Source organism: Arenimonas alkanexedens, from assembly GCF_054781355.1.
Map to the genome: position 1 here is coordinate 581,041 of NZ_BAAGUO010000002.1, position 15,831 is coordinate 596,871.

The 15,831-nt window shown below is 68.3% G+C and carries 14 protein-coding genes; 6 read left to right on the forward strand and 8 right to left on the reverse strand.

The window, feature by feature from the left end; genetic code table 11:
* Window positions 1-26: 26 nt before the first annotated feature.
* Window positions 27-1,373 (reverse strand): amidase, encoded by a 1,347-nt coding sequence (locus tag ACYVGY_RS07280; RefSeq protein WP_460456801.1) that lies wholly within the window; start codon window positions 1,371-1,373, stop codon window positions 27-29.
* Window positions 1,374-1,457: 84 nt separating this feature from the next.
* On the opposite strand from ACYVGY_RS07280, the gene ACYVGY_RS07285 reads away from it, so the two are divergent.
* On the forward strand, window positions 1,458-3,080 hold the full coding sequence (locus ACYVGY_RS07285; RefSeq protein ID WP_460456802.1) for an electron transfer flavoprotein-ubiquinone oxidoreductase: 1,623 nt from the start codon (window positions 1,458-1,460) through the stop codon (window positions 3,078-3,080).
* Between the two features lie 78 nt (window positions 3,081-3,158).
* On the forward strand, window positions 3,159-4,019 hold the full coding sequence (locus tag ACYVGY_RS07290) for an ATP-grasp domain-containing protein (RefSeq protein WP_460456803.1): 861 nt from the start codon (window positions 3,159-3,161) through the stop codon (window positions 4,017-4,019).
* 54 nt (window positions 4,020-4,073) lie between these two features.
* Here the strand turns inward: ACYVGY_RS07290 and cysN are convergent, their stop codons facing one another.
* Both cysN and cysD read right to left on the reverse strand, forming a co-directional pair.
* On the reverse strand, window positions 4,074-6,026 hold the full coding sequence (gene cysN / locus ACYVGY_RS07295) for a sulfate adenylyltransferase subunit CysN (RefSeq protein ID WP_460456804.1): 1,953 nt from the start codon (window positions 6,024-6,026) through the stop codon (window positions 4,074-4,076).
* Window positions 6,026-6,946: a sulfate adenylyltransferase subunit CysD gene (cysD, locus tag ACYVGY_RS07300; RefSeq protein ID WP_460456961.1), complete on the reverse strand. Its 921-nt coding sequence runs from the start codon at window positions 6,944-6,946 to the stop codon at window positions 6,026-6,028. The genes cysN and cysD overlap by 1 nt, the downstream gene beginning before the upstream one ends.
* 68 nt (window positions 6,947-7,014) lie before the next feature.
* Between cysD and ACYVGY_RS07305 the strand changes: the two genes are divergently transcribed.
* Window positions 7,015-7,509: a hypothetical protein gene (locus ACYVGY_RS07305; RefSeq protein ID WP_460456964.1), complete on the forward strand. Its 495-nt coding sequence runs from the start codon at window positions 7,015-7,017 to the stop codon at window positions 7,507-7,509.
* 6 nt (window positions 7,510-7,515) lie between these two features.
* Here the strand turns inward: ACYVGY_RS07305 and ACYVGY_RS07310 are convergent, their stop codons facing one another.
* Window positions 7,516-8,340, reverse strand: a complete 825-nt coding sequence (locus ACYVGY_RS07310) for a polysaccharide deacetylase family protein (protein ID WP_460456805.1) — start codon at window positions 8,338-8,340, stop codon at window positions 7,516-7,518.
* 120 nt (window positions 8,341-8,460) lie between these two features.
* Here ACYVGY_RS07310 and ACYVGY_RS07315 point away from each other — a divergent pair, with 120 nt between their 5' ends.
* The 3 genes from ACYVGY_RS07315 to ACYVGY_RS07325 all read left to right on the forward strand — a co-directional run bounded on the left by ACYVGY_RS07315 (window position 8,461) and on the right by ACYVGY_RS07325 (window position 12,001).
* Window positions 8,461-10,125 (forward strand): NAD(P)/FAD-dependent oxidoreductase, encoded by a 1,665-nt coding sequence (locus ACYVGY_RS07315; protein WP_460456806.1) that lies wholly within the window; start codon window positions 8,461-8,463, stop codon window positions 10,123-10,125.
* A 180-nt stretch (window positions 10,126-10,305) separates the two neighbouring features.
* The gene (locus tag ACYVGY_RS07320; protein WP_460456807.1) at window positions 10,306-11,052 is read left to right on the forward strand and encodes an electron transfer flavoprotein subunit beta/FixA family protein; all 747 of its coding nucleotides are present in this window, start codon (window positions 10,306-10,308) and stop codon (window positions 11,050-11,052) included.
* A 13-nt stretch (window positions 11,053-11,065) separates the two neighbouring features.
* Window positions 11,066-12,001: an electron transfer flavoprotein subunit alpha/FixB family protein gene (locus tag ACYVGY_RS07325; protein WP_460456808.1), complete on the forward strand. Its 936-nt coding sequence runs from the start codon at window positions 11,066-11,068 to the stop codon at window positions 11,999-12,001.
* 54 nt (window positions 12,002-12,055) lie between these two features.
* On the opposite strand, the gene ACYVGY_RS07330 is transcribed toward ACYVGY_RS07325, so the two are convergent.
* The 4 genes from ACYVGY_RS07330 to ACYVGY_RS07345 form a co-directional block, all read right to left on the reverse strand.
* The gene (locus ACYVGY_RS07330; protein ID WP_460456809.1) at window positions 12,056-13,132 is read right to left on the reverse strand and encodes a M48 family metallopeptidase; all 1,077 of its coding nucleotides are present in this window, start codon (window positions 13,130-13,132) and stop codon (window positions 12,056-12,058) included.
* Window positions 13,129-14,292, reverse strand: a complete 1,164-nt coding sequence (locus ACYVGY_RS07335) for a YjgN family protein (RefSeq protein WP_460456810.1) — start codon at window positions 14,290-14,292, stop codon at window positions 13,129-13,131. The genes ACYVGY_RS07330 and ACYVGY_RS07335 overlap by 4 nt, the downstream gene beginning before the upstream one ends.
* 92 nt (window positions 14,293-14,384) lie before the next feature.
* Window positions 14,385-15,020 carry a CoA transferase subunit B gene (locus tag ACYVGY_RS07340; protein ID WP_460456811.1) on the reverse strand — a complete coding sequence of 212 codons (636 nt, stop codon included), beginning with the start codon at window positions 15,018-15,020 and terminating at the stop codon, window positions 14,385-14,387.
* Complete coding sequence (locus ACYVGY_RS07345; RefSeq protein ID WP_460456812.1) at window positions 15,020-15,763, reverse strand: CoA transferase subunit A; 744 nt, start codon at window positions 15,761-15,763, stop codon at window positions 15,020-15,022. Before ACYVGY_RS07345 ends, ACYVGY_RS07340 begins: the two co-directional genes overlap by 1 nt.
* Window positions 15,764-15,831 lie beyond the last annotated feature (68 nt).

The following is a 15,831-nucleotide window of genomic DNA, read 5'->3' on the forward strand; positions in this document are numbered from 1 at the left end:
CTTCGCGAACGCGCGCCGCCAAAGACCTATTCGCCGGTATCGGCGACGGCGGCGATGACGCCCGCCAGCTCCAGCAGGCGCAGGTCGGAACCCGGCGCGCCCACCAGCTGAAGGCCGAGACCGCCGGCCAGCGGCAGGCTCAGCGCGGGACAGCCCGCCAGCGATGCCAGCGCGGTGAGGTCGGCCAGGTTTGCCGGCTCGTCGGCGCCGTAGGCCGGCGGCGGCGAGGCCGTGGTCGGCAGCAGCAGGACGTCGAACTGTTCGAAAAGTCGGCGTACCCGGACCACGTGCTGGTCCAGGCGCAGGTCGGCGCGTGCGAAATCGGCGGCGGTCTTGCGGCTGGCGAAATCCAGCAGTCCGCGCAGGCGCGGCGAGGCGTCACCCAGGCGCGGTTCGTGCGCGGCCAGGATCTCCGCTTCCATCAGCAGCAGCGCAGCGCGGCGGGTGGCGGCGACTTCCAGCGGCGCCACTTCCAGCGCCACCGGCAGCGCACTGCCGAAGACCGGCGCCACGCGCGCCATCACGGCGCTGAACCCTTCGGCCACGCCGGCGTCCACGCCCAGCACGGACAGGTCGGTGACGACGCCGGCCTTGAGTTCGCCCGGCACCCAGTCCGGCGGCGCCAGCGGCACCCGGCGCTTGCGTGAGCGCGGATCACCCGCGTCGTAGCCCGCCAGCACCGGCAGCAGCAGGCCGGCGTCCTGCACGGTGCGCGTGATCAGGCCCACGCAGTCCAGACGACGCAGGGCCGGGGCCATGCCGCGGCAGCTGATTTCACCGAAGGTGGGCTTGAGCGCCACCAGCCCGCAGAAAGCGGCCGGGATACGCACCGCGCCCAAGGTGTCGGAACCGAGCGCGGCCACGGCATGGCCGGCGGCGACGGCGGCCGCGGCACCAGCGGAGGCGCCGCCCGCGGCGGATCCGGGATGCGCCGGATTGCGGACGTCGCCGTGGTGTGGATTGCGGCCCACGGTGCCGAAGGCGGCTTCGTCAATCGTGGTCTTGCCCAGGAACACGGCGCCGGCACCGCGCAGGCGGCGCACCGCGTGCGCATCTTCCGCCGCCAGGCCCGGATGCCCGGGCAAGCCAAGACCGGTGGGCATGCCGGCGATGTCGAAGTTGTCGTTCACCGCCACCGGCACGCCGTCCAGGCGTCCCAGCGGCTTGCCTTCCGCGCGACGTGCGTCGCTGGCCCGGGCCGCGGCGAGCGCGCCCGCGTCGTCCACCCAGCACCAGGCGTTCATGCCGCCGTCGCGAGCGATGGCGGCAAGGCAGGCACCGGTCAGGGCTTCACTGCTGGTCTCGCCCTTGGCCAGGGCGTGCAGCACGCGGTACAGCGGGGCCTGGCGTAGGGCGTCGGGGCTGGCAGTCATGCGGGCGGGGGTCCGGACAGGTCAATGTGAAGTGTCCTTGATTGCCCGGCCACGGGCAAACCGCGACAATCCGAACCTTGCCGTATGGAGTTCTGGGAAATGAGTGAACGTGACGTGATGGAATATGACGTGGTCGCCGTGGGCGCTGGCCCGGCCGGCCTGTCGTTCGCGATCCGGCTCAAGCAGCTCAAGCCCGAACTGTCGGTTTGCGTGATCGAGAAGTCCTCGACCATCGGTGCGCACATCCTGTCCGGTGCCGTCATCGAGCCCGGCCCGCTGGATGCGCTGCTGCCCGGCTGGCGCGACAACCCGCCGCCGGTCTGCGTGCCGGCCACCGAGGACGAGTTCTGGTTCCTCACCAAGACCGGCGGCACCAAGTTCCCGTTCGTGCCGCCGCAAATGTCCAACCACGGCAATTTCATCGTCAGCCTCGGCGCGATGTGCGCGTGGCTGGCGCCGCAGGCCGAGGCCCTGGGCGTTGAGATCTATCCAGGCTTCGCCGCCGCCGAGATGCTTTACGACGAATCTGGCGCGGTCGCCGGCGTACGCATCGGCGACATGGGCGTGGCCAAGGACGGGACGCACAAAGCGGGCTACACCCAGGGCATCGACATCAAGGCCAGGCTCACCGTGCTCGCCGAGGGCGCCCGCGGCCACCTGACCAAGCAGCTGGTGAAAAAGTACGCCCTCGACGCCGAGTCGGACCCGCAGAACTATTCGATCGGCATCAAGGAACTTTGGCAGGTGCCGGCCGGCCGCGTGTCGCCGGGCAAGATCGTCCACACCCTGGGCTGGCCCGCCGACAGCCATACCTATGGCGGCAGCTTCCTTTACCACCTCGATGGCGACCGGATCGCGCTGGGCTACGTGTCGGGCCTCGACTACCGTGACCCGAACTACCAGCCCTACGAAGCCTTCCAGCAGTGGAAGCACCATCCGCAGATAAAGACGCTTCTCGAGGGCGGCACCATCCTCAGCGCCGGTGCGCGCGCCATCGTCACCGGCGGCTGGCAGTCGCTGCCCAAGGTCGAGATGCCCGGCGCACTGCTAATCGGCGATACCGCCGGCCTGCTCAACGTGCCCAAGATCAAGGGCACGCACCAGGCTTTCCGCAGCGGCATGCTGGCGGCCGAACACGTCGCGGCGCAGGACGCCCCCAACGCCGCCGGCTTCGACGCCAAGCTGCGCGCCTCGCCGGCGATGGCCGAGCTCCGGAAAGTGCGCAACATCAAGCCGGGCTTCAAGAAGGGCCTGTGGTTCGGCCTGGTGAATTCGGCCTGGGAAACCGCGGTCGGTGGCCTGTCACCCTGGACCTGGCGCTGCAAGCCCGACTGGAGCTCGCTGCAGAAGCTCGACGTGGCCGAAAAGCCCAAGCGCGATTATGTCGCGCGCACGCTGGCACCGCGCGACCGACTGGCCGGCGTCTATTTCGCCGCCACCGAGCACGACGAAGACCAGCCGGTGCACCTGAAGATCGCCAACACCGACGTCTGCATCACCCAGTGCGCGGAAGAGTACGGCAATCCCTGCCAGCGCTTCTGCCCGGCCGGCGTCTATGAAATCGTCGACGACGCCGACGGCAAGCGCATGCAGATCAACGCCGCCAACTGCGTGCACTGCAAGACCTGCGACATCAAGGACCCGTACGAAATCATCACCTGGGTAACGCCTGAAGGCGGCGCCGGCCCCAACTACCAAAATCTCTGAATCATGTAGGAGGGCCTTCAGGCCCGAAGCTCCTGGCCAAGGACTTCGGGCCTGAAGGCCCTCCTACAGGGAGTGCTGATGAAACTTGCGCTGGCTACTGCGATTGCCGCCTACGGGCTGGACGAAGACCTCGAACCGCTGCGCGCCGACTGCGCGGCTGCGGGCATCAACGTGTCCGTGGTTGCCTGGGACGACCCCACCGTCAGCTGGGCGCGCTTCGACGCGGTGCTCTTGCGCTCCACCTGGGACTACATCGACCGCCTGCCGGAATTCCTCCGCTGGTGCGACCGAACCGCAGCGCTGACCCGGCTCTGGAATGCTCCCGATGTCGTGCGCTGGAACACCGACAAGCGCTATCTGGGCGAACTGGCGGCCAAGGGCGTGCCGGTGATTGAAAGCCATTTCATTGCACCGGGGGAGAACCCCACGAACTTCCCCGACCTGGCCGAGTTCGTGGTCAAGCCCACGGTTGGCGCCGGCTCACGCGACGCCCAGCGCTACCAGCGCGAAGACCGCGACGCGGCCGAAGCCCACGTTGGGCGCCTGCTCGACGCCGGTCGGCACGTGATGGTGCAGCCCTATCTTCGGGCGGTGGACGAGCTGGGCGAGACCGCTCTGCTGTTCTTCGGCGGTCAATTCAGTCACGCCATCCGCAAGGCGCCGCTGCTAAAACGCGGCGAAGGACCCACCCGCGCCCTGTTCAAGGAAGAGCACATCCAATCGCGCACGCCGTCGGAAGCAGAGCACGCGCTGGCGCGCCAGGTGCTCGCCGCCCTGCCCTTCGCGCCGCTGGTGTATGCCCGCGTTGACCTGCTGCCCTCTGAGACGGGTCCGCAGCTGCTGGAGCTGGAGTTGACCGAGCCCTCGGTGTTCCTGCCCTACGGCGAGGGTGCGGGGGCTCGTTTTGCTGCCGTGCTGAGGGAGAAGCTTCGGGCCTGAAGGCCCTCCTACACGTGTCGATGTAGGAGGGCCTTCAGGCCCGAAGCCCTCGCCTCAATCAGCCAACACCCGCGCAACCACTAGCCCCGCCAGCTGCTCCGGCGTTTGCGCCAGCGTATCAAGCACCAGCTCGGCGGCTTCGGGCGCCTCGTAGGGCGAATCAATGCCGGTGAAATTCCGTATCTCGCCTGCCCGCGCCTTGGCGTAAAGCCCCTTGGCGTCGCGTCGCTCGGCCTCGGCCAGCGGTGTGTCCACGTGAACTTCCAGGAACTCGCCAGGCGCGAACAGTTCGCGCGCCATCCGTCGCTCGGCGCGGAAGGGCGAGATGAAGCTCACCAGCACGATCAGGCCGGCATCGGCCATCAACCTCGCCACTTCGGCCACGCGCCGGACGTTCTCGACGCGATCCTCGTCGGTGAAGCCGAGGTCGCGGTTGAGGCCGTGGCGCACGTTGTCGCCGTCGAGGATGAAGGTGTGGAAACCCTGCGCATGCAGCTGCTTGTCGACCAGGTTGGCGATGGTCGACTTGCCCGCGCCCGACAGGCCGGTGAACCACAGCACCCGCGGCCGCTGGCCCTTGATCCGGGCGCGCGCCAGCTTGTCGATGTCCTGGTGCTGCCAGTGGATGTTGGCGGCGCGGCGCAGCGCAAAGTCGAGCGTGCCGGCGGCGACGGTGGCGTTGGTCTGCCGGTCGATCAGGATGAAGCTGCCCAGGCGCCGATTGACGGCGTAGGGCTCGAACGTGATCGCCTGGTCGAGACTGAGGTTGCAGATACCGACCTCGTTGAGCTCGAGGTGCTTGGCCGCCAGCATCGCCTGCGTGTTTACGTCGACCTTGTGCTTGATCTCGGTGATCTGGGCGGTGACCGTGCTCGCGCCGATCTTGAGCAGGTAGGGCCGGCCCGGCAGCAGCGACTGGCTGCCCATCCACAGCAGGTGGGCGGCAAACTGGTCAGCGACCTGGGGCGGATCTCCCGCGCTGGCGATGACATCACCGCGGCTCACGTCGACCTCGTCGGCCAGCACCAGGGTGATGGCCTGGCCGCGGGTTGCGCGCGCAAGGTCACCGTCGGCGCTGACCACGCGGGCCACGGTGGTTCGGCGCCCGGACGGCAGCACCGCCACCTCGTCACCCGGAGCCACCGTGCCCGAGGCCAGGGTGCCGGCGAAACCACGGAAATCCTGGTTCGGGCGGTTCACCCACTGCACCGGCAGCCGCATCGATGCCGCGTCCGCGGCGATTGCCGGCTCGGCCGATTCCAAGGCCTCCAGCAGGCTGGGGCCGGTGTACCAGGGCGTGGCCGGCGACGGCGCCAGCAGGTTGTCGCCGCGCAGCGCGGACAGCGGGATCGCCTGCACCCGCGCGATGCCCAACTCGGCGGCGAGCGCCGTGTAGTCGGCGACGATCTGATCGAACCGGGTCTGGTCATACCCGACCAGGTCGAGCTTGTTCACCGCCAGCACCACGTGCCGGATGCCCAGCAGCGAAACGATGTAGCTGTGGCGCCGGGTCTGGGTGAGCAGCCCTTTGCGCGCATCCACCAGCACCACCGCCAGATCCGCGGTCGAGGCACCGGTGGCCATGTTGCGGGTGTACTGCTCGTGGCCCGGGCAGTCGGCGACGATGAACTTGCGCTTCTCGGTGCTGAAGAAGCGATACGCCACGTCGATGGTGATGCCCTGCTCGCGCTCCGCCTCCAGGCCATCGACCAGCAGCGCGAAGTCGATGTCCTCACCTTGTGTGCCGTGGCGGCGGCTGTCCTTGGTGAGTGCGGCCAGCTGGTCGTCCAGCAGCATGCGGGTGTCGTGCAGCAGGCGGCCTATCAGGGTCGACTTGCCGTCATCGACGCTGCCGCAGGTGATGAAGCGCAGCAAGGGCTTGGCCTCGTGCTGCTTCAAATAGGCCGCCACGTCTCCTGTAGGAGGGCCTTCAGGCCCGAAGCCCTTCGCGCAAAGCTTCGGGCCTGAAGGCCCTCCTACAGGGAGCGTCGGCTTTTGGGTGGCCATCAGAAGTAGCCCTCCTGCTTTTTCTTTTCCATGGACGCACTGGGGTCGTGATCGATCACCCGGCCCTGGCGCTCGGAGGTGGTGGCGACCAGCATCTCGGCGATCACCTTCTCCAAGGTATCGGCATCGGACTCGATCGCGCCGGTGAGCGGGTAGCAGCCCAGCGTGCGGAACCGGACCTTGCGCAAGGTCGGCGTCTCGCCCGGAAACAGCGGCAGGCGCGCGTCGTCGACCATGATCAGAGCGCCGTCGCGCTCGACCACCGGTCGCTCGGCCGCGAAGTAAAGCGACGGAACCTCGATCTTCTCGCGATAGATGTAAAGCCAGACGTCGAGCTCGGTCCAGTTCGAGATCGGAAACACGCGCACGCTCTCGCCCTTCTCGATGCGGGTGTTGTACAGATCCCAGAGCTCGGGCCGCTGGTTCTTGGGGTCCCAGCGATGTTGGGCGGTGCGGAACGAGAAGATCCGCTCCTTGGCCCGCGACTTCTCCTCGTCGCGACGAGCGCCACCGATGGCGGCGTCGAACTGGTGCTGGTCCAGCGCCTGCCTAAGCGCCTGGGTCTTCATCACGTCGGTGTGCACGGTGGCGCCGTGGGTCACCGGGCTGACGCCCTGGGCCCGACCGTCGGGGTTGGTGTGCGTGTGCAGCTCGACGCCGGTCTCGGCGGCGCGGCGGTCGCGGAATTCGATCATCTCGCGGAACTTCCAGCCGGTGTCCACGTGCAGCAGCGGAATCGGCGGCTTGGCCGGGTGGAAGGCCTTGACCAGCAGGTGCAGCAGCACCGAGCTGTCCTTGCCCACCGAATAGAGCATGACCGGGTTCTGGAACGACGCCGCCACTTCGCGCAAGACGTGGATGGCCTCGGCTTCCAGACGATCGAGATGGGACAGGGAGGGCTGGCTCATGCCGGCAAGGATATCAACGCCGGCATGGTGAATGGTCGGCGGGGCTAGAATGGCCGAAACAATGCATAGGGCCCGCCGCAGTGGGTATCGAAGACTGGGTGCGAATCGCCGAGCACGAGGATGGACAGGCCCTGGCCGAGCCCATCTTCCAGCGCCGCTACCGCGCCTCGGCACCGGACTTCCCGATCCACGTCCTGGCCCATTGCCGCACGGCCGACGGCGTTTGGGAGCCCGCCTGCTACATCCACATCACGGTGATGGACCAGGCGCTGCTGGGCGGCGGGGTCTGCGTCGACGATCGCGTGCTGCGGCGCCTGCCCTTCGCGGCGCGACGAAGCCTGCACGCCGTCGGCGGCCTGTACCAGCACACCCTGCGCTGGTCGCTGCAGCACTTCGGGCCCCGTTGCCGGGCCATGTTCGGCTACTGCGGCGACGTGCTGGCGGAACGCGCCGACCTGGCCGTCGGCTTCGAAAAAACCCAGCACCCGCATCTGTTGATCTATTGCCCGACACCGCTGCCAGAGCCCGAGCGCCAGGCGCTCGTCGCCATCGCCCACGCGGCCTCGCCCTTCTAGCCGCCTTTAGTCCAGCCCGGACAGCAGGCGGGCAAGGTCCTCGGGAGACTTCCAGTGCCAGCCGCAGATGTAGCGCGGCAGGTTCCAGCGGTCGCTGGCGGCCGTCACCGGCTCCCCCTGGGTACCGAACGCCGCCCGCAGGCCCAGGCGCTGGCCATGGCGCGGGAAGTAGTCGCGCACCAGGTACTCCGGCGCCTGGCCGAAGGGGTAGCCAAAGTAGCGAACGGCACCGGGACCGAGGCGGGCATTGATGTAGTCCACCGCCTGTTCCACCTGAAACTCGGCACGGGCCTCGCGATCCACGGCGAAGAAATCACCGCGAACCATGCCTTCGGGACCTTCGTCGCGCAGCTTGGGATGATTGTGGTCCCAGCTGTGGCACTGCACGCTCATCAAGCCGCTGCGTGCCGCGTCGCGCCACCAGTGCTCGTTCATCCAGCCCAGGCCGTGCAGGCACTCGCGATCCATCAGCTCGCGTGCCGCAGGGTCGGCAATGACGAACGAGGTCATTTCCAGTTCGGGATGGGGGTTATCGGGCGCCGCCCCCAGCGCGCGCAGGACGGGCAGGAAGCCGGGCTGGCGCCCGACGCCCGGGACCTCGATGGCGCGGACGTCGAGATCGGTGCCGTCGTCGCAGGTCAGCGCCACGCAGCGGCGCAGGTCGCGATCAGCCATGCCCAGACGCTGCTCGACCACCCAGTCCAGCGGCACCACCCGCCAGCCCAGATGCGCGAGCTGGCGCAGGTCGGACTGCAGTGCGACCTGATCGTTGTTCGCGTAGTCACTCCCGGTCACGTTGGCGGCGTGGTAGGTGAGGACCGGAAAGTTCAAATCACCGGTTGCCAAGCTGGGGTCCCGATTCGAAAGTACGGCAGTTTACTACAGCCTCTGAAGCGCTCCGGATGCCGCTTACGTGGGATCATGGCGCCCTCGCCGCCGCCGCACCGACCCATGCTTCGACTCACCGACATCACCCTGCCGCTGGAACACGGCGACCCGGCGCTCGCCGAGGCCGTGCTCGCGCGACTGCAGCTGCCGGCCAGCGCCCTGCAGAGCCTGAGCATCGCCAAGCGCAGTTACGACGCCCGCAAGCGCGGCCACATCCTGCTCACCTATTCGGTAGACGTGGCAGTGGCTGACGAAGCCGCCGTGCTCGATCGTATCCGCGCCGAAGCGCGACCCCACCGGGTGAAGGTCACGCCTACGCCCGACACTACCTATCAGTTCATCGCCCAGCCGGCACCGACGCCGGCGCTGCGGCCGATCGTGGTGGGCATGGGTCCCTGTGGGCTGTTCGCGGGCCTGGTGCTGGCGCAGATGGGCCTGCGTCCGATCATTCTCGAGCGTGGCAAGCAGGTGCGCGAACGCACCGTGGACACCTTCGGCCTGTGGCGCCGCAAGGTGCTCAATCCGGAATCGAACGTGCAGTTCGGCGAGGGCGGTGCCGGCACCTTTTCCGACGGCAAGCTCTACAGCCAGATCAGCGACAAGCGCCATCTGGGCCGCAAGGTGCTGGACGAGTTCGTGAAGGCCGGTGCGCCCGACGAAATCCTCTACGTCGCCAAGCCGCACATCGGCACCTTCCGCCTGGTGTCGATGGTGGAGCACATGCGCGCCACCATCGAAGGCCTGGGCGGCGAGATCCGCTTCTCGCAGCGCGTGGACGACGTGGAGGTCGAAGTGGACGCCGCCGGCAACCGCCGCGTGCGCGGCGTGGTGCTGGCCAGCGGCGAACGCCTGCGCGCCGACCATGTGGTGATGGCGCTGGGCCACAGCGCCCGCGACAGCTTCAGCATGCTGCACGCGCGCGGCGTCTACATGGAGGCCAAGTCCTTCTCGATCGGCTTCCGCATCGAACATCCCCAGTCGATCATTGACGCCGCACGCTTCGGGCCGCAGGCCGGCCATCCGATCCTGGGCGCGGCCGACTACAAGCTGGTGCATCACTGCCGCAACGGCCGGTCGGTCTACAGTTTCTGCATGTGCCCGGGCGGCACCGTGGTGGCGGCCGCCAGCGAGCCCGGCCGCGTGGTCACCAACGGCATGAGCCAGTACTCGCGCAACGAGCGCAACGCCAATGCCGCGATCGTGGTGGGCATCACGCCGGCGGATTTCGCCGAGCACGACGCCAGCGGCAGTCCGCTGGCCGGCATTGCGCTGCAGCGCTACTGGGAAGAAGTGGCGTTCCGGCTTGGCGGCGGCAGCTACGAGGCGCCGGGGCAGCGGGTCGGCGACTTCCTCGCCGGCCAGCCGTCCACGACGTTGGGGGCGGTGGCGCCGTCCTACACGCCGGGCGTGACGCCCACCGATCTGTCCCAGGCCCTGCCCCGCTATGCGGTCGAAGCCATCCGGGAGGCCTTGCCGGCCTTCGGCAGGCAGATCAAGGGCTTCGACATGGCCGACGCCGTGCTGACCGGCGTCGAAACCCGCACGTCCTCGCCGCTGCGCATCACCCGCGATGAGGCCGGGCAGAGCCTGAACACCCGCGGCCTCTACCCCGCCGGCGAGGGCGCTGGCTATGCCGGCGGCATCCTGTCGGCCGGCGTGGACGGCATTCGCGCGGCGGAATGGGTGGCCGAGGCGATGATTCGCGACGGCTCGGCCCTGCCGGCCTGAACCTGTAGGAGGGCCTTCAGGCCCGAAGCTTTCCGGCGAAAGGCTTCGGGCCTGAAGGCCCTCCTACAGGGGGCTTGACTGGGCCGTGACGGGCTGAGGAGGTAGAATCGCGATTCCCTCACAAGCCCGCCGCGCGGCCCCACGCCGTGCGCCGGCCTGCCCCACAGGAACGTCGCGACGATGAAGATTCTGGTCGGTTACAAGCGGGTGGTGGACTACAACGTCCGCATCCAGGTCAAGCCCGATGGCTCGGGCGTGGTCACCGAGGGCGTGAAACTCTCGCCCAATCCCTTCGACGACATCGCGCTGGAAGAAGCCCTGCGCCTGCGCGACAAGGGCATCGCCACCGAGGTCATCGTCTGCACGATGGGTCCGGCCGACTGCCAGGCGCACCTGCGCAACGGCCTGGCCATGGGCGCCAACCGCGCCATCCACGTGGTCACCGACCAGCCCGTGCAGCCGCTCACCGCCGCCCGCGCTTTGCTCAAGCTGATCGAGAAAGAACAGCCCGAGCTGGTGCTGCTGGGCAAGCAGGCCATCGACGACGACGCCAACCAGACCGGCCAGATGCTGGCCACGCTCTGGGGCCGTCCGCAGGCCACCTTCGCCGGCAAGCTCGACGTGGCCGACGGCAAGGCCACCGTGGTCCGCGAGGTCGACGCCGGCCTTGAGACCCTGGAAGTGGACCTGCCCGCGGTGATCACCACCGACCTGCGCCTGAACGAGCCGCGCTTCATCAAGCTGCCCGACATCATGAAGGCCAAGTCCAAGCCGATGGAAACGATCGCCTTCGCCGACCTTGGCGTGGACAGCGGCGACCATCACAAGACCACCCACTTCGCCCCGCCTGCCAAGCGCAGCAAGGGCGTGATGGTGAAGGACGTTGCCGAGCTGGTCTCGGCGCTCAAGGCCAAGGGCCTGGTGTAAGGAGACCATGAGCATGAGCAAGATACTGATTGTTGCCGAGCACCTGGGCGGCCAACTGAACTCCTCCACGGCGCGCTGCGTGAGCTGTGCCGCGGCCATTGGCGGCGAGATCCACGTGGTCGTGCTGGCCGATGCGCCGGATGCCATCGCCGCCGAAGCCGCCAAGCTCGACGGCGTCGCCAAGGTGATCACGATCGCCAATGCGGCCAACGCCAACCCGATCGCGCAGGTGCTGGCGCCGCAGGTCGCGAAGCTGGCGGACGGCTACAGCCACGTGCTCGGTGCCTCCACCACCTTTGGCAAGGACCTGATGCCCTGCGTCGCGGCCCTGCTGGGCGTGGCCCAGGTCAGCGACATCATGTCGGTGGAATCGAGCCACGTCTTCAAGCGCCCGATCTACGCTGGCAACGCCATCATCACCGTCGAGGCGCCGTCTTCGATGGCCGTGGTCGGCACCGTCCGCACGGCCTCCTGGCCGGCCGCGGGCGCCGGTGGCAGCGGTGCGGTGGAAGCCGCCTCGGTCGAAGCCACGCTGCCCACGCACACCCGCTTCGTGTCGCTGCAGCAGGGCAAGTCCGACCGCCCCGACCTTCAGAGCGCCGGCAAGGTGATCTCCGGCGGCCGTGCGCTCGGCTCGGCTGATGCCTTCAAGATCATCTACTCGCTGGCCGACAAGATCGGCGCGGCCGTGGGCGCCTCGCGCGCTGCGGTGGACGCCGGCTACGTGCCCAACGAACTGCAGGTGGGCCAGACCGGCAAGATCATCGCGCCGGAGCTGTACGTGGCCATCGGTATCTCGGGCGCGATCCAGCACCTGACCGGCATCAAGGACGCCGGCACCATCGTTGCGATCAACAAGGACGCCGAGGCGCCGATCTTCGAGATCGCTGACTTTGGCCTGGTCGGGGACCTGTTCCAGATCGTGCCCGAGCTGGAATCGGCGCTCTGAGCTGAGCCTCGCCCGCCGGCCCACGCCGGCGTAGCGACATCACGCCGACGCGGATCATTCCGCGTCGGCGTTTTCTTTGGCGTCCGCGTTGGCGCCGCCTGCCTTGGCCGCTTCGGCGGCGCGGCGCGCTGCGGTGATGCGTTCCTCGCTGGGCGGGTGCGACGCCAGGTAGCCGACCGGCCCCATGTCGCGATCGCCGCCGTGCGAGTCGGACAGGCGCTTCATGATGTCGGCGAAGTCGCCCGGCGAGCGGCCCTGGCGGGCGAGCAGCGCGAACGCGAATTCATCGGCCTCGCGCTCGTGGTCGCGCGAGAATCCGCTCTCCAGCAGCAGCACCGGAATCGACACCGACAGCGAACCGGTGCCCGACAGGTCGCCGAACAGGAAGCCCGCCACCACCACCACCGCGGAACTCTGCAGCGCCCGGCGCATGCCGTGGCGCTGTTCGTGGTGGCCGGCCTCGTGTGCCAGCACGGCCAGCAGCTGGTCGTCGGATTCGGCCAGCGCCACCAGCTCATCGGTCACCACCACCAGGCCATCGGGCAGCGCGAAGGCGTTGGCGCCGATCTTGGGCGCACTGCGGAACTCAAGGCGGAAGTCATCGCCGCGCGGCAGTTCCGCGACCATCGCCCCGAAAGCGGCCTTCAGCTCATCACGACGCTCCACAGGCAGTTGGGTCGGATCCAGATGCACGCGGTCCATCAGGCCCATGGCCTGATTGCTGATCGAGCGTTCGATCGCCGCCGGGACCACGGGCGCCAAGCGTTCGGCCATCCAGGGCAGCCCGACCTGGAAGAACAAGACCACGCCCAGCACCGTCGCCACGGCGGCACCGATCGCCGCGCTGCGGCGCCGTTCAAGCCAGTCGGCCCAGCCTTCGATCCGGTCGCGGCCGCCCAGCCAGGCCTCGAGGGCGGGCGTATCGGCGATCTCAAGATGCCCCTGCCCCGGCAAGGTCAGGGTGCGCGGCATGCGGCCCAGCCGCGGGCTGAGCTTGAGCGTGGACAGCTCGAAGGTCAGCACCATGCCTTCGGAGTCAAGCCGCAGCGTGCCCGGCACCGGCTCGCTGATCCGCGCTGCCCGCGGGCGGCTGGCGCGACCGTCGTACCAGATGACCTCTAACGCGCTCAAATCCCGATGTCCAGGTCCATGTCGAGCGCATCCATCAGCTCGGCGCCGGTGGCGTCCTCGGCGCGCTCCGCTTCGGCCACGAAGTGGTCCAGATTGCCGTCCGCCAGCAGCGCGAAGTGTTGGGCACGGTAGCGCGCGATCCGGACCATCGCCCAAGGCACCAGCAGCCCCAGGCTGGCCACGATCGCCACGCCGTTGCTGAAGTAGATCCAGATCACGTCGCGCGCCCGCAGCGTGCACTCGAACCGGTGCCCGCCCAGGCTGGCGTAGCGCCACATCAGGTTGATGTATTTGGTGCGCAGGTAGATCGGCAGCGCCAGCAAGGCAAGATAGACCACCATCACCGGCGCGAGGATTCCGATCATCATGGACGTGCTGGGCTGCCCGCCAACGCCACTTTCACCCGACAGCGCGCCGGCCAGCGCGGCGCCGGCGAAGATCACCACCATCATGAGCACATAGGCCCCGAAGCCCAGGCCCACGGCGATCAGGAAGGGAATGTAGTAGCTGCCCACGTCGCCCGCGTAGCGGAAGCGCTTGCCGCCGAAGCGGTGCCCGGTGACCGTGTAGTCGTGCTGATGCATGCGCACCCAGGGCAGGACCATGTAGGCGGTGATGATCTGCAGCGCCGGGCGGAACATGAAGTTCACGTAGGCCTCGTACACGCCTTCCACGAAGCGGAAGCGCAGTCCACGCCAGGCCGAGTAGCGCGCGCGGAAGCGCAGCGTGCGCTGGATCAGCCAGGGAAACAGCACCAGCACCAGCAGGATCAGCGGGATGTAGACCACCCACACCTGGAAGTGCGCCGACAGGCCCAGGCCGATGACGACCACGTAGGCGATCAGGCGGCCTTTGAGAATGGGAATGGGCTTGGCAAGGTACTCGAAGGGCGCGCCGGCCAGATGGGTATTGCCGTAGAAGTAGCGCTCGGTGCGCACCTTCGCCCAGGCTGAGTAGATGCCCAGGGTCAGCACCGACAGCACGAGATTCACGAACCAGATGCCAAAGAACTCGCCGGCGCGGCCGGTGAACTGCAGCGGGTGACGCACTGGCCCCGGAACCGGCGGTGGCTCAGGTGAATGCGGCATGGGCGGAAGGGCCGGGGGCGTCAGATCGCTGGCGGCGACCGGCTGGTCCGCCCCGAGGTCTTGGTCTTGCATGGTGTTCCCGTTGAGCACCGGCTCCCCGCCGACTTCGGAAATTTACCGGCGCCGGCCTCGCGAGACCAGCGCCTTTTTTTCTCAGTCGCGGCTCAGGCGGCGCGGCGGAAAGGCACGCCGGTCTTGGCGGCGAGTTCGTCCTCGGTGGTGCCTGGCGCCATTTCCACCAGTACCAGGCCCTCGGCGGTGACATCCATCACCGCCAGCTCGGTGATGATCCGGTTGACCACGCCCACGCCGGTCAGCGGCAGGGTGCACTGGGGCAGGATCTTGGCTTCGCCGGTCTTGGTGGTGTGCTCCATCAGTACGACGACGCGCTTCACGCCGGCCACCAGGTCCATCGCACCGCCCATGCCCTTGACCATCTTGCCGGGCACCATCCAGTTGGCCAGGTCGCCGCGGTCGGTGACTTCCATCGCGCCCAGGATCGCCAGGTCGATATGGCCGCCGCGGATCATGGCAAAGCTGTCGTGGCTGCCGAAGTAGCTGGCGCCGGCGCGGGCGGTGACGGTCTGCTTGCCGGCATTGATCAGGTCGGCGTCGACCTCGTCCTCGGTCGGGAACGGGCCGATGCCCAGCAGGCCGTTCTCGGACTGCAGCCACACGTCCATGCCTTCGGGAATGTGGTTGGCGACCAGGGTCGGCAGGCCGATGCCCAGGTTCACGTAGGCGCCATCGCTGAGCTCGAGCGCGGCGCGCTGCGCCATTTCATCGCGGGTCCAGGCCATTATTTCGCTCCTCGCACGGTGCGCTGCTCGATGCGCTTCTCGGGGGTGGGGTTGTGCACGATGCGGTCGACGTAGATGCCCGGCAGGTGCACGTGGTCGGGATCGAAGCTGCCGATCTCGACGATCTCCTCGACTTCAGCCACGCAGATCTTGCCGGCCATGGCGCAGGCGGGGTTGAAGTTGCGCGCGGTCTTGCGGAACACCAGGTTGCCGGCGGTGTCGGCCTTCCAGGCCTTCACCAGCGCCACGTCGGCCTTGAGCGCGGTCTCGAGCACATACCACTGGCCGTCGTCGAACTGACGCGTCTCCTTGCCCTCGGCAACGATGGTGCCGTAGCCGGTGCGGGTGAAGAAGGCCGGGATGCCGGCGCCGCCCGCGCGCAGGCGCTCGGCAAGGGTGCCCTGCGGGTTGAACTCGAGCTGCAGTTCGCCGGCCAGGTACTGCCGCTCGAACTCCTTGTTCTCGCCCACGTAGGAGGAAATCATCTTGCTGATCTGGCGTGTGGCCAACAGCTGGCCCAGACCGAAGCCATCCACGCCGGCGTTGTTGGAGATGGCGGTGAGGTTCTTCACGCCGGAGTCGCGCAGCGCGGCGATCAGCGCCTCGGGAATGCCGCAGAGGCCAAAGCCGCCGACCGCGAGGGTCTGGCCGTCGGCCACGATGCCGCGCAGGGCCTCGGCCGCTGAGGGGTAGACCTTGCCGACGCGCTTCGTCGACGAGGAGGAGGAATCAGGGGAAGGCATCGGCCGGTCTCCATGGCGAATCAAGGCCCCAAGTCTAGCCGCCGCGCGGGGGGCAAGACACTGTCCCT